Origin of the sequence: Streptomyces sp. NPDC087270, assembly GCF_044744625.1 — a bacterium.
GTDB lineage: Bacteria > Actinomycetota > Actinomycetes > Streptomycetales > Streptomycetaceae > Actinacidiphila.
This window is the reverse complement of record NZ_JBIUYR010000004.1, coordinates 135,420-153,720: the sequence shown is the minus strand read 5'-3', so window position 1 is coordinate 153,720 and position 18,301 is coordinate 135,420. Positions and strand designations below refer to the sequence as shown.

The 18,301-nt window shown below is 73.3% G+C and carries 15 protein-coding genes; 12 read left to right on the top strand and 3 right to left on the bottom strand.

Features of this window, described 5'->3' with window-relative positions; genetic code table 11:
* Positions 1-253 precede the first annotated feature (253 nt).
* Positions 254-1,225 (top strand): DUF5926 family protein, encoded by a 972-nt coding sequence (locus ACIPAE_RS09745; RefSeq protein WP_366414650.1) that lies wholly within the window; start codon positions 254-256, stop codon positions 1,223-1,225.
* 457 nt (positions 1,226-1,682) lie between these two features.
* On the opposite strand, the gene ACIPAE_RS09740 is transcribed toward ACIPAE_RS09745, so the two are convergent.
* Positions 1,683-1,928 carry a hypothetical protein gene (locus ACIPAE_RS09740; protein ID WP_329367105.1) on the bottom strand — a complete coding sequence of 82 codons (246 nt, stop codon included), beginning with the start codon at positions 1,926-1,928 and terminating at the stop codon, positions 1,683-1,685.
* 101 nt (positions 1,929-2,029) lie between these two features.
* Entirely contained in the window at positions 2,030-2,776 is a 747-nt protein-coding gene (locus ACIPAE_RS09735) for a bifunctional DNA primase/polymerase (RefSeq protein WP_328466447.1), read from the bottom strand.
* A gap of 586 nt (positions 2,777-3,362) precedes the next feature.
* Between ACIPAE_RS09735 and ACIPAE_RS09730 the strand changes: the two genes are divergently transcribed.
* The gene (locus tag ACIPAE_RS09730) at positions 3,363-4,949 is read left to right on the top strand and encodes a PP2C family protein-serine/threonine phosphatase (RefSeq protein WP_402444096.1); all 1,587 of its coding nucleotides are present in this window, start codon (positions 3,363-3,365) and stop codon (positions 4,947-4,949) included.
* A 336-nt stretch (positions 4,950-5,285) separates the two neighbouring features.
* Entirely contained in the window at positions 5,286-6,698 is a 1,413-nt protein-coding gene (locus ACIPAE_RS09725; protein ID WP_402444487.1) for an aminopeptidase P family protein, read from the top strand.
* 145 nt (positions 6,699-6,843) lie between these two features.
* Here ACIPAE_RS09725 and ACIPAE_RS09720 read toward each other — a convergent pair whose 3' ends face one another.
* Positions 6,844-7,287, bottom strand: a complete 444-nt coding sequence (locus ACIPAE_RS09720) for an ATP-binding protein (protein ID WP_329367100.1) — start codon at positions 7,285-7,287, stop codon at positions 6,844-6,846.
* 369 nt (positions 7,288-7,656) lie between these two features.
* Between ACIPAE_RS09720 and ACIPAE_RS09715 the strand changes: the two genes are divergently transcribed.
* The 9 genes from ACIPAE_RS09715 (at position 7,657) to ACIPAE_RS09675 (ending at position 18,287) form a co-directional block, all read left to right on the top strand.
* On the top strand, positions 7,657-8,526 hold the full coding sequence (locus ACIPAE_RS09715) for a hypothetical protein (protein WP_402444094.1): 870 nt from the start codon (positions 7,657-7,659) through the stop codon (positions 8,524-8,526).
* Between the two features lie 244 nt (positions 8,527-8,770).
* Positions 8,771-9,604 (top strand): YcnI family protein, encoded by an 834-nt coding sequence (locus tag ACIPAE_RS09710; RefSeq protein WP_402444092.1) that lies wholly within the window; start codon positions 8,771-8,773, stop codon positions 9,602-9,604.
* Positions 9,605-9,692: 88 nt separating this feature from the next.
* Positions 9,693-10,352 carry an SCO family protein gene (locus ACIPAE_RS09705; protein ID WP_329367096.1) on the top strand — a complete coding sequence of 220 codons (660 nt, stop codon included), beginning with the start codon at positions 9,693-9,695 and terminating at the stop codon, positions 10,350-10,352.
* Positions 10,349-10,906: a copper chaperone PCu(A)C gene (locus ACIPAE_RS09700; protein WP_402444090.1), complete on the top strand. Its 558-nt coding sequence runs from the start codon at positions 10,349-10,351 to the stop codon at positions 10,904-10,906. The genes ACIPAE_RS09705 and ACIPAE_RS09700 overlap by 4 nt, the downstream gene beginning before the upstream one ends.
* 7 nt (positions 10,907-10,913) lie before the next feature.
* Positions 10,914-13,076, top strand: coding sequence for a copper resistance protein CopC (locus ACIPAE_RS09695; protein ID WP_402444088.1), 2,163 nt, complete (start codon positions 10,914-10,916; stop codon positions 13,074-13,076).
* Positions 13,073-14,404 carry an iron uptake transporter deferrochelatase/peroxidase subunit gene (efeB, locus tag ACIPAE_RS09690; protein ID WP_402444086.1) on the top strand — a complete coding sequence of 444 codons (1,332 nt, stop codon included), beginning with the start codon at positions 13,073-13,075 and terminating at the stop codon, positions 14,402-14,404. The genes ACIPAE_RS09695 and efeB overlap by 4 nt, the downstream gene beginning before the upstream one ends.
* A gap of 150 nt (positions 14,405-14,554) precedes the next feature.
* Positions 14,555-15,484: a prephenate dehydratase gene (pheA, locus tag ACIPAE_RS09685; protein WP_329367089.1), complete on the top strand. Its 930-nt coding sequence runs from the start codon at positions 14,555-14,557 to the stop codon at positions 15,482-15,484.
* 656 nt (positions 15,485-16,140) lie between these two features.
* Complete coding sequence (serS, locus tag ACIPAE_RS09680; RefSeq protein ID WP_402444083.1) at positions 16,141-17,439, top strand: serine--tRNA ligase; 1,299 nt, start codon at positions 16,141-16,143, stop codon at positions 17,437-17,439.
* Positions 17,436-18,287 carry an HAD family hydrolase gene (locus ACIPAE_RS09675; RefSeq protein WP_329367085.1) on the top strand — a complete coding sequence of 284 codons (852 nt, stop codon included), beginning with the start codon at positions 17,436-17,438 and terminating at the stop codon, positions 18,285-18,287. The genes serS and ACIPAE_RS09675 overlap by 4 nt, the downstream gene beginning before the upstream one ends.
* Positions 18,288-18,301 lie beyond the last annotated feature (14 nt).

Here is an 18,301-nt window from a genome sequence, read left to right as displayed (position 1 = left end):
GGCAGGTCCACGCACGGTTCGGTGGCCGGTTCCCTCCTCCCGCCGGCCGTACGGCTACCGGCTCCCTCCCGCCGACCCGCTCGTACGAGGCACGCGAGGTCGTCCGGGTTCGTACGGCCTCGCGCGTACGCGTGCCGAACGGAGCATGCCCGTGCGCGGCGCGAGGTCCGTTGCGGCCGGGGCGGGGCCCGGCGACCGCTAGGCTCGCAGGCCGGAAGAACGCCGTACCGGGAGAGGCCGGGAGACACCGAGCATGGCCAAGAAGCGCGCGACCGCCACCAAGTCCAGGAACCAGCAGGCGGCGGCAGGCGATGCCGTTCCTGTCGTCGGCGCGCGCGAACCGTGCCCGTGCGGTTCGGGGCGGCGGTACAAGGCGTGCCACGGCCGGGAGGCGGCGCACGCCGTCACCGAGCTGGTACGCCGTCCGTTCGAGGGCCTGCCGGGGGAGTGCGACTGGGTGGCACTGCGCGAGCTGGTGCCGGCCGCGACCGTGCCGCTCACCCTCAAGGGCGAACTGCCCGCGGGCGTGCCGTCGGTGACTCTCGGCACCGTGCTGCCGATGGCCTGGCCGGCGCTGCGCCGCGACACCGGCGCCGTGCTGCTCGGCCTGCAGAACGACGCGTCGAGCGGCGACATCAGCCGCGACCTGGCGGACACCCTGACCCGCGCGCTCGACGCGGCGCCCGGCAACCCGGTGGAGGGCCGCCGTCCCGCACCGGACGGACCGCGGTTGCAGGACCTGCTCGACCTGTCCGTGCCGTTCGAGCCCGAGGTGCACAGCGGCTTCGAGTTCTGGCTGGAGGACGCGAACGCGGCCGGCGGCGAGGTGGCCGCGTCGCTGGAGCGGGCGAACCAGGCGGCGATCCCCACGGTCCGGCTGACGGGCGTGGACGCCGCGTACTGGTGCGAGACGCCGGAGAAGAACCACCTGCGCTGGGTCATGCCGCACCCGGAGGAGGGCCTGCTCGACGCGCTCGCGCGGCTGCACGCCGCCGGAGCCTCCGGGCTCGGCGAGGGCACCCGGCTGGTCGGGTCCTTCCGGGCGCACGGTCTGATGGTCCCGGTGTGGGACCTGCCGGTCGGCATGTCCGCGGAAGAGGTGGAGAAGCCCGCCGCGGCCTTCGAGGAGCGGCTGACCGAGACGCTGGCCCGTACCGGTCCGCTGACCGCGGAGGAGCGCAGGGCGCGCAGCGGCTTCACCAACCGTCAGATCACGCTGAGCTGACGGCCGTCGGCGGTCGGCGGCCACCCCGCGGGCCGCCGCCGGCCGCTGCCGGCCGCCCCTGACCGACGCTGACCGACGCCGGCCGCCGAACACCGGGCGAACGAGGTCGAACGCGCGTCCGCCGCAAGGGTCCCGACCAAGCGGTCGTTCAGTGATTCCGATCACAACTGCCTTGGAAACACCGGGTCATGGGGCAGCTCCCCCGAACGGGGAATTTGCTAACAGCCGAAGTCTTGTTACCGTTTGAGCAGCCCGGTCGCTGGTGCATCCCCCGTCGCCAGCGACCGGGCGTTTCCATGCCCCGACCGATCCGCATCGACGCAATCCGTTGTGGCGCCGCTTCCCGGGTACTGATCCCGTCGCGCGCGGCCCGGGCTCGGTCATCGCACACACCGTCACCAAACCGGTCGTACACGTCATACCGGTCGTCATCGCCCTACTGGCCGCGGCGAGCGCCTCAGTCGTCGTCCGACGACGGGTGGGCGTGCGCGGTGCTGTGGCCGGCGTTGCCCCGGTGGGGGACACCGTGGTCGGAGCCGGCGGTGGCCACCGCGAGAGCCAGTACGGCGGCGAGCGCGGCCGCGCTCGCCGCGGCGACCTTGCGCAGCCCGTCCGCCCGAGCCCCGTCCTGGTCGTGCTCCCGGTCCTGAGACCGGGAGCGCCCCCGCTGGTCCGAAGCGTCCGACGGCTGCTGTGACTTCAAAGGGCTCACCTGCACTCGACATCAGGGGTCCGGGCGAACATAACGCTCGCAATCCACCGGTGGTTCCGGCGACACCCGGCTTGTACCCCGTCAGAGGACCTTCAGTAGCGCAGTCGGTCCCCGTCGGGGGCGGTGCGCCCGGCACGAACCAGGGCGTCGACGAGGGTGTCGATCCGCGGCAGCCACGGCGTCCGCTCGGCGTTCCTGACCGCCTTGACGGCGTCGACCATCCGGGCGGCCCTGACGGCCGCGACCGGGACGATCGGCACGACCGGCTGGCGTACCCACTTCAGCGGGCCCGGCTGGCCGCCGGCCGGCGGCAGCGCCACGTACCCGCCGTCGCCGTGGTAGCGCAGCGAGGTCGGCACCCAGTCCTGGCTGTCGAGGAGTTCGCCCAACTCGGCGAGGGAGTAAGGGGCGACGAGAAAGACATAGCGGGTCGGAGTGGCCACGACCGGGCCGAGCCGGCAGCCCAGCGACTCCATCGCCTCCAGGGCGCGCGCTCCCGCGACCGCGGGAAGGCTCGCCGCCGAGACGCGGTCGCCGGTGGCCAGCACCACGGGCGCGTCCGGCCGGCGGGTCCACCACCAGCGGACCATGCGCGGGTCACGGGTCGCGGCGAGGAGTCCGGGCTCGACCGGGTGGACTCCGGGCACCGGACAGTTGGGGCGCCCGCAGCCACAGGCCGGGGCACCGGCCGGGCGCCGCGCACCCGGCCCGTCGACTCCCACGCCGGGGACCACGCGCCACTGCCACCGCTCGGCGTAAGTCAGCGCCGCGTCCAGATACGCGGTCCGCTCCTTCCGCCGAAGAGAGATCTTGCGTCGCCTTCCGAGGATCTCGCGCATCAGCGCTCGTTCCTTTCCGTTAACGCCCAGGGATCTGCCCACTGCACAACGTAACTGTCGAGCACACCGCATTTGAGGCAGCACATCGCACTGCCAGCCGAGCGTGGAACGTGGCGGAGGGTGGCGCGCAACCGGCGCTCTTGGACTCGCACTGAACTCACTGCGCCCTGGTCGCGGGCCATATGTCATGGTCCGCGTCGGACGCCGCACCCCTCGCCACTCGGGGTTGGGTCGGCCGTCAACTGTATACGTACTACGACGCTTGAGCCGGACTTCGGGTTCCTACCCACCACCCGCGAAATGACGCGCTGTTGGCTGGCCCCAGTCGATCGTGCGCATACACCGGGGGTGGCGCTTTTCGGCCAACATCGCGGAAACAGGGCCGTCCGGGGCACGCTGCCGACACCACTCCGTGTACCGGGACAATCCTGGACATGCCCACGATCGTGCGTGTAGAAGTGGGGTCTTGACAGCAGCGCAGCACGACATGGGGGTTTGCGATGCTATTCATGCAGATGCGCCGCGCATTGCGGACGAAAAGCACCGATTGCCCCGCTCGCCGGCAACCGGCCGGAAGTATCCGGCCATGAGCCCCGCACCCGTCAGAAAAGTGGCCGGAAGCGAGCCGTCCACTCCCGTCCAGGCGGACACTGACGCCCCTGTCCCCGCTCCCCCCGCGCCCGGTACGGCCACAGCCGCCACGATCGCCACCGCGGCCGGTTCCGCACCACCCGTCGCCCCTGTCCCGGTGCCGCCCTCGCCGGCCTCCGCCCCGCGCGTGATGCCGCCCCGCGGCACCCCCGACCACTCCCTCGCCGTCCAGGACCGGCTCGCCGCCTGGGTGTGCGACCTGTCCCTGCTGCACGAACTGACCGAGCGGCTGGCCCGTACCGCCGCGCTCGACGACGCCCTGCACGAGGTGCTGCGGGCGGGCGCCACGCTGGTCGGCGCCCGGCGCGGGCTGATCGCCCTGGACCCGGCGGACCGGCTCGGCCCGGCGACGAGCGTCGGCCTGGGTCTCGGGCGCAGCGACCTCGGCACCCTGGAGACGGTTCCGCTCGACGCCGAGTCCGCCGAGGCGGTCCTCCCCGACCTGCTGCACGGCCCCGGTCCGACCACCCGGCACCGCGAGGTCGCCGCCCAGCTCGGCCTGGCCGCGAGCTACGCGGTGCCGCTGGTCGCGGAGGCCGCCGCCGAGAGCGGCACCGGCGCGGGCGACGGGGCCGAACACGCCGCCGGCCACCCCACCGGGCCCCGCACCGGGCCCCGCACCGGCCCCCGCACCGGATTCCCCACCGACCACCCCGCCGGCCGCCTCGGCACCGCCGTCTGGTTCTACGACGAACCCGCCGAGCCCACCGACCGCCAGCGCCGCCTCGTCAGCCTCTACCTGCGCTTCGCCGTCGAGCACGTGGCCCGCTGCCTGACCCTGGACCGGGCCCGCGCCGCGGCCCGCGCGCTGTCCGAGGAACTGCTGCCGGCCCGGCTGCCGCGGGTGCCCGGTCTGCGGATGGCCGTACGCCACACCACCGGCCCGCGCGGCGGCGGCGACTGGTACGACGCCCTGCCGCTGCCCGAAGGCTCGCTCGGGCTCGCCGTCGGCGGGGTGACGGGCTCAGGGCCTGGCGCGGTCGCCGCGATGGGCCGGCTGCGCGCGTCCCTGCGGGCGTACGCCGTGATGGAGGGCGAGGACCCGGTCGCGGTGCTGTCCGACCTCGAACTGCTGATGCGGCTGACCGAGCCGGCCCGTTCGGCCACCGCGCTCTTCGCGTACGCCACCGCGCTGCCGGGCGGCGGCCGCAAGCTGACCATGGCCGGCGCCGGGCACTACCCGCCGCTGGTGGTCGGCGACCGGCGCTGCGAGTACGTGGAGACCTCGCTCTCCGCGCCGCTGAACATGCTGAGCTGCTGGGAGGCGCCCTGCGCCGAACTGGCCGTCCGGCCCGGCGAGAGCCTGCTGCTGTACACCGACGGGCTGCTGCACCGCACCGGGGAGCCGGCGGACCGGGCGCTGTCCCGGCTGCACTCAGCCGCGCAGACCGCGCCCAGGAGCGTACGGGCGGACCCGGAGGAGCTGGCCGACCACGTGCTGCGCACGCTCTTCCCCGACGGGCGGGACCGGGCCGACCACATCGAGGACCTGGTACTGCTCGCCGTGCGCTTCGACGACTGACGGCGGCCCGCCGGCAGACCTGTTCCGTCCCCCGCGCCCGCCCCGCCCTTCCCACTCCGACCGTTCCGTCCCGTTCATACGATTCATACCGCCACCATGTGACTCTTCTTCCACTTCCGCCCCTTCTCCCCCTCTCGCCCCCGGTTATCCACAGGCGCCCCGACCGGTCGCCGTCCCGCGCCCATACGATGGACGAACGGTTCATTCTTGAGGAGGCAGGACGTGGCGAAGGCCGAGGACAGGCAGGACACGGCGGGGGGCCGGCAGGAGGAAGCGCTCGATGCGCAGGAGTCCGCCGAGGCGGGCGAGGCCGGGTCCGACGGGCAGGACCGCCCGATCAAGCAGCGCAAGAACGGGCTGTATCCCGCGGTGTCCGACGAGCTGACCGCGGTCATGAAGTCCGGCTGGGCCGACACCGAGCGGAGCGGCCTGGAGCCGATACCGCAAGCGCCGTACGCCGCGGCCCGCCGTGCCGCGCTGTCCGCCCGCTTCCCGGGCGAGCGGATCGTGGTGCCCGCCGGGAACCTGCGCACCCGCGCCAACGACACGGAGTACCCCTTCCGTGCCTCGACGGAGTACGTGCACCTCACCGGCGACCAGACCCAGGACGCCGTCCTCGTCCTCGAACCGATCGCCGAGGGCGGCCACGCCGCGACCGCGTACCTGCTGCCGCGCTCCGACCGGGAGAACGGCGAGTTCTGGCTGGACGGCCAGGGCGAGCTGTGGGTCGGCCGGCGCAACAGCCTGACCGAGGGCGAGCAGCTGCTCGGGCTGCCGTGCAAGGACGTCCGCACGGTCGCCGATGTGCTGCGCGAGGCCACCGGCCCGGTCCGCGTGGTGCGCGGCTACGACGCCGGGGTCGAAGCGGCCCTCACCGACAAGGTCACCGCCGAGCGGGACACGGAGCTGAAGGTCTTCCTGTCGGAACTCCGCCTGATCAAGGACGAGTTCGAGATCGGCGAGCTCCAGAAGGCGTGCGACTCCACCGCCCGCGGCTTCGAGGACGTGGTGAAGGTCCTCGACCTCGCGCAGGCCACCTCCGAGCGGTACATCGAGGGCACCTTCTTCCTGCGCGCCCGCGTCGAGGGCAACGACATCGGCTACGGCTCGATCTGCGCCGCCGGCCCGCACGCCACCACCCTGCACTGGGTGCGCAACGACGGCCCGGTCCGAGCCGGCGAACTGCTGCTGCTCGACGCCGGCGTGGAGACCCACTCCCTCTACACCGCCGATGTCACCCGCACCCTCCCGATCGACGGCCGGTTCTCGCCGCTGCAGAAGAAGATCTACGACGCGGTCCACGACGCGCAGCAGGCCGGCATCGACGCGGTCAAGCCCGGCGCGGCCTACCGCGACTTCCACGAGGCGGCGCAGCGCGTGCTCGCCGAGCGGCTGGTCGAGTGGGGCCTGCTGGAGGGGCCGGTGGAGCGGGTGCTCGAACTCGCCCTGCAGCGGCGCTGGACGCTGCACGGCACCGGGCACATGCTCGGCCTGGACGTGCACGACTGCGCCCAGGCACGCACCGAGACATACGTGGACTGCACGCTGGAGCCGGGCATGGTGCTCACCGTGGAGCCCGGGCTGTACTTCCAGGCGGACGACCTGACGGTGCCGGAGGAGTACCGCGGCATCGGGGTGCGGATCGAGGACGACATCCTCGTCACCGAGAGCGGCAACCGGAACCTGTCGGAGGGACTGCCGCGCCGCTCGGACGAGGTCGAGGAGTGGATGGCCGGGCTGAAGGGCTGACCGGTCATGGGTCGGCCCGCCCCGCGCAGGAGCGGGGCGGGCCGGACGCAGGGGGCCCGACGCTGCGGGCCGAGCGCTGTGGGACGGGCGCTGCGGGACGGGCGCTGTGGGATGGGCGCTGTGGGACGGGCGCTTCGGCGACGGGTCAGGACGCCTTGAGCAGGGCGTCCTCCCGCCACTTGAGCATCTTGTCGAACGCCACGACCGTGCCGTGCCCAGGGCGGTCGTGGAACTGCACATGGTCGACGAGGGCTTCGATCAGGAACAGTCCGCGGCCGTGCTCGGCCTGCTGGCCCCGCAAGGTCAGCGCCCGGGCCGGCAGGCGGAAGTGGTCGTGGGGCAGGCCCGGCCCGGAGTCGGCGACCTCGATACGGCAGCAGTCGCCGTCGATCTGGGCGGTGACGCTGTAGCCCGTGGCAGAACCGGCGTGTTCCACGGCGTTCGCACACGCCTCGGAGAGGGCCACCGAGAGATCGAAGGAGATGTCGGGGTCGACCCCGGCCGTCTCCATGGTCCCCAGCAGCAGTCTCCTGGCCAGCGGAACGCTCGCAGCCTCGCGCCGCAAATGGAGTGACCACCAGATGCTCATGCTCCAGCCTCCTGGCTGCGGCTCGACATACGGTTACGTATTGCCGCGAAAGCCCGGGCGTAAGCGTGATGTTGACGTGATGCCGCTCATTCGGCGGATGCGGGAGCCGCACGCGGCGGTGTAGGGGGCGCGGCTGTCAAGACCGCCGGCGCCGACGGGCGCCGCCGCGGACGACCCGGGCAACGGCCGTACCGCGTACCGGATCGCCCCGCCGGTGGCGTCCCGAGCAGGGTCCGCGGCGGGTCGTCGACAGGGCGTCGGCGGGTCATCGGCGGCGTGCCGACAGCGTCCCGGCGCGGTCCCGGCGGGCGGGCGGCGGCAAGGGCGCCGTAGGCGGGCGAACCGGGCAGTGAGATGATGACCGCCGTCATGGCTGCGCCTTCCTCCGTCTCCTGCCGACCCGCGCCCACCGTGCGCGCGGGCGCCGGGATGCGACTGCTGCGGACCGCGGTGTTCACCGCGGTCTGCGTGCTGCTCGCCGCGATCGGGCACGCCATGGCATCGGGTCGTGCGGTTCCGGTCGGCTCCCTGGCGCTCGGCTGGCTCGCGGCCTTCGCGGTCGTCGCGCCGCTGGCGGGCCGGGAGCGCGGACTGCCGGGCATCACCGCGCTGCTCGCCGTCGGACAACTCGCCCTGCACACGGTGTTCAGCACCGGGCAGATGTGCGCCTCCGTCACCGGCTCCTCCCGGAGCGGCTCCACGAACGAGCTGATCGCCGTCGCCGCCCGGCTGGTGTGCGGCGGCGGTGGCAGCTCCGCGCTCTCCCCGGGGGCCGCGCGGCAGATCGTGCTGCGGGCCGGGATCGACCCCGCCGCGGTCGGCGGCACCACGCAGCCGCGGGACGTGCTGATGCCGGGGATGTCGACGCTCGCCGGCTCCTCCGGCGCGCACGGCGCCCACGCGTCGCTGCCCTGCATGCTGCTGTCGATGTTCTCCGGTCCCATGCTGCTCGGCCACCTGCTGGCCGCCGTGGTCGCCGGGTTGCTGCTGCGCCGCGGTGAGGCCGCGCTGTGGCGGCTGGTCCGGCTGTCGGTGCGCGGCGCCGCGGGGCTGACCTCGCTGGCGCCGTCCGCGCTGCGCCGGGCCTGCGTCCTGCTGGCGGCGCTCGCCGCCGCCGTGCCCTGCGCCCGCCGCCCGATACGGGGCGCCACGTGGTCGGCGCCGGCCCGGCACCGTACCGTCTGGCTGCGGCACTGCCTGGCCAGGCGCGGTCCTCCGGTGGTCGCACTGGCGGCCTGACGCGGCGTCGGCTCCCCACCGGGAGCGCCGACGGACGCGCGGGTCGCCCGGCCGCCCTCCCACGAGCACCCCTCGTACCCCTGACGGTCCCCCGCATCACACGCCCGTACGCGCACGCGTACAGCCGGGGTCCCCGGTACGGGTACGCGTGCGGGTCCGGGGCGGGCTGCCCGCGTCCCCCCGCGCACATTGCCGTGCGCGGTCCACCGTCAGCGCACCACTTCATCGTGGAGATACCCCTGCCATGAGCAGTTCCCGTATGCGCGGCCGTGCCGCAACCGTCGCCGCGCTCGCCGGCTCCGCCGTCCTGCTGGCCGCCGTACCCGCCTTCGCCCATGTCACCGTGCAGCCGGGCTCGGCCGCCAAGGGCAGCTACAGCACCGTCGCGTTCAAGGTGCCGTGCGAGGAGGACAACGCCTCCACCGTCAAGCTGGAGGTGAACCTCCCGACCGACCACCCGATCGCCTCGGTGTCGATCCAGCCCGTGCCGGGCTGGACGGCGAAGGTCACCACGGCCAAGCTGACCACCCCGCTGAAGACCGACGACGGCACCGTCACCTCGGCCGTCACCAAGATCACCTGGACCGGCGGCAAGATCGAGCCGGGGCAGTTCCAGCAGTTCCCGGTCTCCTTCGGGCCGTTGCCGGACAACGCCGACTCGCTGTCGTTCAAGGCGCTCCAGACCTACAGCGACGGCAACGTGGTGCGGTGGATCGAGATCCCGCAGGCCGGGCAGCCCGAGCCGCAGAACCCGGCACCGACCCTGAAGCTCACCGCGGCGGGCAGCGACTCCGGCGCCGCTCCCGCCACGACCGGCAGCCCCGCGGCCGCCCCGCCGGCCGGCGGCAAGGGCGCGGCGACCACCACCGCGTCGGCGAGCAGCAGCGACGACACCGCTCGCGCCCTGGGCGTGGCCGGGATCGTGGTCGGCGTGATCGGCGTCGGCTTCGGCGTGTACGGCGGCCGGCGGCGTACGCCCGCGACCGGCGCCGGGGTACCTGGTGCCTCGTCCGCGGGTTCCTCGTCCGCGGGTGCCGCGGGCGGCGCCTCCGACGGCCCCTCCGCGCCCTCGGCCTGACCGGCCTCCGCCGGGCGGTCGCGGTGCGCGCACCATAGGACCGCGGCCGCCCGGCCCCTTCGAGCACTCGCGAACAGGAACTTCTCTCATGCGCACCACCGTCAAACTCGGCGCAGTCGCCGTGACCGCGTCGGCCGCCCTCCTGCTCACCGCGTGCGGGGGTTCGTCGTCCGGCAGCGGTTCGAACGCCGCCGCGGTCGTGTCGACCCACGCCTCGCAGGGACCGGGCGTCGCCCTGGACTCGCCGTTCGCCAAGCCCTCCCTGGTACTGACCGACAACCACGGCAAGTCGTTCGACCTGGTCAAGCAGACCGCCGGGCATCCCGTGCTGCTCTACTTCGGCTACACGCACTGCCCCGACGTGTGCCCGACCACCATGAGCGACATCGCGCTGGCCAAGTCGAAGCTGTCCCCTGCCGATCAGGCCAAGCTCCAGGTGGTCTTCGTCACCTCCGACCCCGACCGCGACACCCCGGCCCGGCTGAACGCCTGGCTCGGCGCGATCGACAAGAGCTTCATCGGCCTGACCGGCAAGTTCAGCACGATCCAGGCCGCCGCCCGCTCGCTCGGCGTCGGCATCGACCCGCCGGTGAAGGAGAAGGACGGCAGCATCACCGTCACCCACGGCGCCGAGGTGCTGGGCTTCTGGCCCAAGGACAACAAGGCGCACGTGGTGTACATGTCCGGTACCACCGCGGACCAGTACACGCGCGAGCTGCCGAAGATCATCAGGAGTGAGAAGTCGTGACCGCGACCAGGTCCGCCGGGCGGCGCACCCGGGCCGGCGCGGCCGCGCTGGTGGCCCTCGCCGCGGTGGCGACCGGCGGCACCATCGCGCTCACCGGCTGCTCGTCCTCGGCGGGTTCGCCGGGCTCCGCGGGTTCCGCGGACACCTCCGCCGCCGCGGCCGGCGCCAGGTCCGCGAGCCCCGCCGAACTCGCGGTGACCGGTGGGTACATACCGCAGCCGCTGCTGACCGACATGGCCGCCGCGTACTTCACCGTCACCAACACCGGCGGCACCGCGGCCCAACTCACCTCCGTGACCAGTGCTCTGGCCGCGCACGCCACCCTGCACCGCACCGCCGGCGACACCATGCAGCAGGTGATGTCCCTGCCCGTGCCGGCCGGCGGCAAGCTCACGCTGAGCACCGGCGGCAACCACGTGATGCTGGAGGACCTCACCCACAAGCCGGCGGTGGGCGACAAGGTGACGCTCACCCTGCACTTCGCGCACGCCACCCCGGCGACGGTGACCGTCACCGTGCCGGTGCGTCCGACGACGTACCACCCAGGAGGCTGAACAGCCGATGGACACACGGTCGTACGTACGGCAACCGGGCGCCCGGCCACCCGGGTCGCGGTGGCGTCGGGTCGGGACGCGTCCGCTCGCGGCGCGGGCGGCCTGGTCCTGGCCGCGGCGCGCGGCGGCGCTGCTCGTGGGGCTCGGCGCGCTGGTCGGGCTGCTGCTCGGCACGGCGGTGCCCGCCTCGGCGCACGCCGCCCTGATCCGTACCGACCCGGCCGACGGGTCGGTGGTCAAGACGGCGCCGCAGCGGGTGGTGCTCACCTACTCCGAGGGCGTGCTGCTGTCCGACGACTCGCTGCGGGTGCTCGACCCGCACGGCACCGACGTCGCCGTCGGCACCCCGGGCCACGCCCAGGGCAAGGACTCCGGCGCCACCTCGACCGTCGCCCTCAAACCGGGCCTGGGCGACGGCACCTACACCGTGGCCTGGCGGGCGATCTCCCAGGACAGCCACCCCGTCGCCGGCGCCTTCACCTTCTCCATCGGCGCCCCCTCCAGGACGGACGTCGACCTGTCCGGCGTCGCGGCGCGCGGCGGCGGCGCGGCCGGCACGCTGTACGGCGTCGGCCGCTACGTCGCGTACGCCGGCTTCGCGCTGCTGGTCGGCGCCTCGGTGTTCCTCTCGGTGTGCTGGCCGCGCGGCGCGCTGCTGCGTCCGCTCCAGCGGATCGCGGCGACCGGCTGGGTGGCGATGGCCGCCTCCACCATCGCGTTGCTGCTGCTGCGCGGGCCGTACGTCAACGGCAAGGGGCTCGGGCAGGCGCTCGACCTGGGGGTGATGCGCGACCAGCTCCAGACAAGACCCGGGGCGGCGCTGCTGTCCCGGCTGCTGCTGCTCGCGGCCGCCGCGGTGTTCCTGGCGGTGCTGTTCGGGTCGTACGCCAGACGGGAGGACCCGGAGGAACGCGCGGACCTCGCCTGGGGGCTGGGCATCGGCGGCACCGTGATCGGGGTCGGCATCGCGGCGACCTGGGCGATGGCCGAGCACGCCTCGGTGGGTATCCAGCACCAGGTCGCGATGCCGGTCGACGTGGTCCACCTGCTGTCCATGGCGGTCTGGCTGGGCGGTCTGACCACCTTGCTGACCGCGCTGTGGGCGCCCTCGGTCGCGAGCCGCCCGATCGAGGCGTACGCGGTGCGCCGCTTCTCGCTGGTCGGGCTCACCGCGATCACGCTGCTGGTCGGCACCGGCGTCTACCAGGCGTGGCGGCAGATGGGCAGTTGGCGGGCCTTCACCGACACCTCCTACGGGCGGACGCTGCTGATCAAGATCGGGCTGGTGTGCGCGCTGGTGGCCATCGCCTGGTTCTCCCGGCGCTGGACCGCGCGGCTCGGGCAGGCACCGGCCACGGCTTCGGCTTCGGCTTCGGGCTCCGCTTCGGCGTCCGCTTCGACCACGGCTTCCGCCTCCGCGGCGGCCACGGCCTCGGCCGGCACCGTGGTGGCGCAGGGCGTACGCGAGCCGGTGGCGGCGGCCACGGACCGTACGGACGGGACCGCCGCGACCGCGGACGCCAAGGCGGGTGCGGCGTCCGGAAGCGGCGGCGCGGGTGGGGCCGACAACGCCCGGGCCGCGCAACTGCGCCGGCAGCAGGCCGCCCGTAGCGCGGCGCGGGCCAGGAAGGTCCTGGACGCCGACCCCTTCCGCGGCGCGCTGCGCCGCTCGGTACTGGCCGAGGCGGCGGTGGCCGTGGTGCTGCTGGGGGTGACCACGATCCTGTCCGGCTCCCAGCCGGGGCGGGCCGCGGAGGAGCAGAAGGCCCTGGCACCCGCACCGTCCGCGTCCTCGGGCACGGGCACCGCGCCCTCGGGGCAGGGCCGGATCGCGGTCACGGTGCCGTACGACACCGGCGGCCCGAAGGGGAAGGGCACCGCGGAGGTCACGGTGACCCCCGGGCAGGCCGCGACCCCCAACCAGGTGCAGTTGGTGATCAACGGCGCGGCCGGCACCCCGGTCGACGTGCCCGAGGTGCGGTTGGCGTTCACGCTGCCCGCACAGAACCTCGGCCCGATCCCGATCACGCTCACGCACGTGGGCACCGGCAAGTGGACGGCGAGCGCGGCGCAGTTGCCGCTGCCCGGCACCTGGCAGATGTCGGTCACCGTCCGCACCTCGGACATCGACGAGGTGACGGAGACGAAGAATGTGAAGGTCACGTCGTGAGTGCCACGAACAAGTCGGCGGGGCGCACCGCCGGACACGCCGTCCGCAGGCCGGCCGAGCAGAACCCCGGGCAGGGCTCCGAGCAGGACGCGGCACGGCCCGGGGTCAGCCGTCGGCGGCTGCTGGGCACCGCGGGCGCGGCCGGGGCGGCCGGGCTCGTGGTCGGCGGCGGTGCGGGCGCCGCCGTGGCGGCCGGCACCCGGGACGAGCCGACCGCGCTGACGACGGTCGGCTCGGCGCACATCCCGTTCGAGGGCACCCGACAGGCCGGGATCGTGCAGCCCGCTCAGGCCCGCGGCCATCTGGCCGCCTTCGACCTGGTGACCGGCGCGGACCGCCGTGCGGCGGCCGCGCTGCTGCGGCGCTGGTCGGACGCGGTGCGGGAGATGACCGCGGCCGGTCGCCCCGCCACCCCCGCGGCGTACGACGACCAGGTCGCCGACGACGCGGGGCCGTCCTCGCTGACCGTCACCTTCGGGTTCGGGCGCAGCTTCTTCGGGCGGACCGGGCTGACGTCGAAGCTGCCGGCCGCGCTGGCGCCGCTGCCCGACTTCCCCTCGGACCACCTCGACCCCAAGCGCAGCAACGGCGACCTGTGGGTGCAGATCGGCGCCGACGACGCACTGGTCGCCTTCCACGCGCTGCGGGTGCTGCAGAAGGCGGCGAGCGGCACCGCGACCGTGCGCTGGCAGATGAACGGGTTCAACCGCACCCCCGGCGCGACCGACCGGCCCCGCACCCCGCGCAACCTCATGGGGCAGATCGACGGCACCAACAACCCCAAGCCGTCCGACCCGGACTTCGACAAGCGGATCTTCGTGCCGGCGACCGGCTCTCCCGACTGGATGGCGGGCGGCTCGTACGCGGTCGTCCGGCGGATCAGGATGCTGCTGGACACCTGGGACCACCTGTCGGTGGCCGAGCAGGAGCGGGTGGTGGGGCGCCGCAAGTCCGACGGCGCACCGCTGTCCGGCGGCGTCGAGACCACACCGGTGCAGCTCGACAAGATCAACCCGGACCGGTCGCTGGCGATCGCGGGCGACGCCCATATCCGGCTGGCCGCCCCCGCGTCGAACAGCGGCGCGGCCATGCTGCGCCGCGCCTTCTCCTACCACGACGGCATCGGCACCGACGGCACCCCGGACGCCGGGCTGCTCTTCGTCGCCTGGCAGGCCGACCCGCTGACGGGCTTCGTGCCGGTCCAGCGCAAGCTCGACGGCGCCGACGGGCTGTCCCGCTTCCTGCGCCACGAGACGAGCGGGCTCTTCGCGGTGCCGGGCGGGGCGGGGAAGGGGGAGTACGTCGGCCAGCGCCTGCTGGAGAGCTGACGCGCCGGCGGACCGGCCCCGCAAGGCGGGAGGGCTGACGCGCGAGGGCCCGGCGCTGGGCGGTCGCGCGTCTCGTACGTTCGTGCGGGGCCTTGCGAACAAGCTTACGAGACGGACGGGGCCGCCCGTGTGGGCCGTTAGGCTGAACTCATGTCGCCGGCGAGCCGTTACACGTATCTGGGACCTGAGGGCACCTTCACCGAGGCGGCGCTGCGCACGCTGCCCGAGTCCGCCACCCGCGAGCTGGTCCCGATGGTGTCGGTGGCCGCCGCGCTGGACGCGGTACGCACCGGTGAGGCGGGCGGCGCGCTGGTGCCGATCGAGAACTCGGTGGAGGGCGGCATCACCACCACCCTCGACGAGCTGGCGTTCGGCGCCCCGCTGATGATCTACCGCGAGGTGCTGCTGCCGATCGCGTTCGCCCTGCTGGTCCGGCCGGGCACGAAGCTGTCGGACGTGAAGACGGTGACCGGCCACCCGGCCGCCCAGGTGCAGGTCAGGCAGTGGCTGTCGAAGCACCTTCCGGACGCGGTGTGGGAGTCGGCGGCCTCGAACGCGGACGGCGCCCGGCTGGTCCAGGAGTCCCGCTACGACGGCGCCTTCGCCGGCGAGTTCGCCGCCCCGACGTACGGCCTCGAACCGCTGGCCACCGAGATCCACGACGCCTCGAACGCGACCACCCGCTTCGTGCTGGTCGGCAAGCCGGCCCGGCTGGCGGCGCCCACCGGCGCGGACAAGACGTCGGCGGTGTTCTGGCTGCGCGACGACCACCCCGGCGCGCTGCTCGACCTGCTCCAGGAGTTCGCGATCCGCGGGGTGAACCTGATGCGGATCGAGTCCCGGCCGACCGGTGAGGGCCTGGGGCAGTACTGCTTCTCGGTGGACGCCGAGGGCCACCTGACCGACCGGCGGGTGAGCGAAACGCTGCTCGGGCTGCACCGGCGCTGCCTGAAGGTGCGGCTGCTCGGGTCGTACCCGCGGGCCGACGAGATCGCGCCGGAGGTACGCCGCGGCGCGAGCGACGAGGAGTTCAGCAAGGCCGCGGACTGGCTGAACCGGGCGCTCGACGGGCGCGCCTGAGGCAGGCCCGCCGCCAAAACCCAGGCCCCGACATGACGGAAGGTGACCGCCGACCCGGTCACCTGGCGTTCGCCTTGGCTTTGCCCACCAGCCATCTTGCGAGTTGTCCACCGAGTTATCCACAGGCTCGGCGCACGGCCTGTGGGTAACTGGGGACAAGTCGACAGAGGAAGCCGACCAAGTCGACAAATTGGTACACAGACACCAGGTCGCCCCGGAGTGCGACACCTCACCCCGCGTCACCCCAAATCCCCCTCGCCATCCTCCCGGGGGAACGCATCTCACTCGAAAGGGAGTGTGGAACGGGTTTGCGCGGGGAATCCATAGCCGAACACAGAGCCCGGGAAATGATCTCGCCACTTCTCCACAGATCTTCCCCACACCCTGTGGACAACCGGCCGGGATTTCCCCACTCCCTGTGGATAACTCGGCCGGAGAGGGGCCGGGAAGGCCCCTGGCGCCACCCTTCGCCGTGGATCAACTCCGGTTCTCCACAGGCCGGCTGACCCCGGGGAGGGATGGTCGGAATTGCGTTGACGAACGACGTTATCGCCACCTTCTCTCCTTTCTTTCGCTTTTCCAGCGAACCGGACATTGCTCGCATTACGCCTTTAAGTTGTCGCCGCATCCGACCGCCGCCCGGTAGCCTGTGGACCGTGATTGACCTTCGTCTGCTTCGTGAGGACCCCGACCGAGTGCGCGCCTCGCAGCGCGCCCGTGGAGAGGACGTCGCGCTCGTCGACGCGCTGCTCTCCGCCGACGAGCGGCGCAGGTCCTCCAGTACCCGCTTCGACGAGCTGCGCGCCGAGCAGAGGCAACTCGGCCGGCTGGTCTCCAAGGCGCAGGGCGACGAGCGGGCCGAGCTGCTCAAGCGCACCAAGGAACTGGCCGACTCGGTCAAGTCCGCGGACGCCGAGCAGCAGGAGGCCGCCGAGCAGGCCCAGCAGCTTCTGCTGCGCCTGGGCAACGTGGTGCACCCGGATGCCCCGATCGGCGGCGAGGAGGACTTCGTCGTCATCGAGACCGTCGGCACCCCCCGGGACTTCTCCGCCGAGGGCTTCACCCCCAAGGACCACCTGGAGCTGGGCGAGCTGCTCGGCGCCATCGACACCGACCGCGGTGCCAAGGTGTCCGGCTCGCGCTTCTACTACCTCACCGGCATCGGCGCGCTGCTGGAGCTGGCCCTGGTCAACGCCGCCATCGCGCAGGCCACCGCCGCAGGCTTCACCCCGGTGCTCACCCCGAACCTGGTAAGGCCCGCCGCCATGGCGGGCACCGGTTACCTGGGCCAGGTCGAGGACGACGTGTACTACCTGGAGAAGGACGACCTCTACCTGGTCGGCACCTCCGAGGTCCCGCTCGCCGCCTACCACATGGACGAGATCATCGAGGCGTCCAGGCTGCCGCTGCGCTACGCGGGCTTCTCCGCCTGCTACCGGCGGGAGGCCGGCTCGTACGGCAAGGACACCCGCGGCATCTTCCGGGTGCACCAGTTCGACAAGGTCGAGATGTTCGTCTACACCACGCCGGAGGAGGCCGAGGCCGAGCACCAGCGGTTGCTGGCGTGGGAGAAGCAGTGGCTGACGTCGCTGGAGCTTCCGTTCCAGGTGATCGAGCTGGCCTCGGGCGACCTGGGCTCCTCGGCGTCGCGCAAGTTCGACTGCGAGGCGTGGATTCCGACCCAGGGCAAGTACCGCGAGCTGACCTCCACCTCCAACACCACGCAGTTCCAGGCCCGGCGGCTCGGCATCCGGATGCGCGACAGCGACGGCACCCGGCCGCTGGCCACCCTCAACGGCACCCTGTGCGCGGTGACCCGCACCATCGTCGCCCTGCTGGAGAACCACCAGCAGGCCGACGGCTCGGTCCGGGTGCCCGAGGTCCTGCGGCCGTACCTGGGCGGGCGCGACATCCTGGAACCCCCGGCCACCGGCGCGAACCCCGCCGCCAAGTGACCGCCTCCGAGCCGGGTACGGCCGGCGGCTCCGCCACGGGGCCGCTGCCGTACCAGCTGGTCGCCACCGACCTGGACGGCACCCTGCTGCGCGAGGACGGCACCGTCTCGCGGCGGTCCCGCGCCGCGCTCGCCGCGGTGACCGCCGCGGGCGCGGCACACATCATCGTCACCGGCCGCTCGGTGCCCTGGACGCGGCATGTCCTGGACGACCTCGGCTACCAGGGGCTCGCCGTCTGCGGCCAGGGCGCGCAGGTGTACGACGCGGGCACGGGCCGGCTGCTCACCTCCGTGACGCTGGACCGCAAGCTCGCCGCGGTGGCACTGGCCAAGATCGAGGCGGAGGTCGGCCCGGTCGCCCTGGCGGCCAGCCGGGACGGCCTCGACGGCGAGGTGCTGGTCGGCAACGGGTACATCTACAACCCCGAACTCCCGGTCATCCACATGACCGGCACCGACGTGCTGTGGGCCGAGCCCATCAACAAGCTCTACATCCAGCACCACGAACTCGACGACGACGCGCTCGCCGAGGCGGCCCGCGCGGTCGCCGGCGACATGGTGGGCGTCGTCATGGCCGGCCAGGGCATCGTGGAACTGCTGCCGCTCGGTCTCACCAAGGCGACCGGGCTGTCGCTGGCCGCCCGGCGGCTGGGCGTCACCGCGGCGCAGACCATCGCCTTCGGCGACATGCCCAACGACGTGCCGATGTTCCGCTGGGCCGGGCACAGCGTGGCGATGGCCAACGCCCACCCCGACCTCAAGGCCGTGGCCGACGAGATCACGCTCTCCAACGACGAGGACGGCATCGCGGTGGTCCTGGAGCGGCTCATGGGCGCCGCCGCCTCCTGAGGCACGCGGCCCGG

What these genes read in the sequence shown, in the direction of transcription:
- ACIPAE_RS09720 (WP_329367100.1), bottom strand. Translation starts at nt 7,287, where the DNA reads ATGAGCATCTGGTGGTCACTCCATTTGCGGCGCGAGGCTGCGAGCGTT.
- ACIPAE_RS09735 (WP_328466447.1), bottom strand. Translation starts at nt 2,776, where the DNA reads ATGCGCGAGATCCTCGGAAGGCGACGCAAGATCTCTCTTCGGCGGAAG.
- ACIPAE_RS09705 (WP_329367096.1), top strand. Translation starts at nt 9,693, where the DNA reads ATGCGCACCACCGTCAAACTCGGCGCAGTCGCCGTGACCGCGTCGGCC.
- pheA (WP_329367089.1), top strand. Translation starts at nt 14,555, where the DNA reads ATGTCGCCGGCGAGCCGTTACACGTATCTGGGACCTGAGGGCACCTTC.
- ACIPAE_RS09715 (WP_402444094.1), top strand. Translation starts at nt 7,657, where the DNA reads ATGGCTGCGCCTTCCTCCGTCTCCTGCCGACCCGCGCCCACCGTGCGC.
- ACIPAE_RS09745 (WP_366414650.1), top strand. Translation starts at nt 254, where the DNA reads ATGGCCAAGAAGCGCGCGACCGCCACCAAGTCCAGGAACCAGCAGGCG.
- ACIPAE_RS09710 (WP_402444092.1), top strand. Translation starts at nt 8,771, where the DNA reads ATGAGCAGTTCCCGTATGCGCGGCCGTGCCGCAACCGTCGCCGCGCTC.
- ACIPAE_RS09730 (WP_402444096.1), top strand. Translation starts at nt 3,363, where the DNA reads ATGAGCCCCGCACCCGTCAGAAAAGTGGCCGGAAGCGAGCCGTCCACT.
- ACIPAE_RS09695 (WP_402444088.1), top strand. Translation starts at nt 10,914, where the DNA reads ATGGACACACGGTCGTACGTACGGCAACCGGGCGCCCGGCCACCCGGG.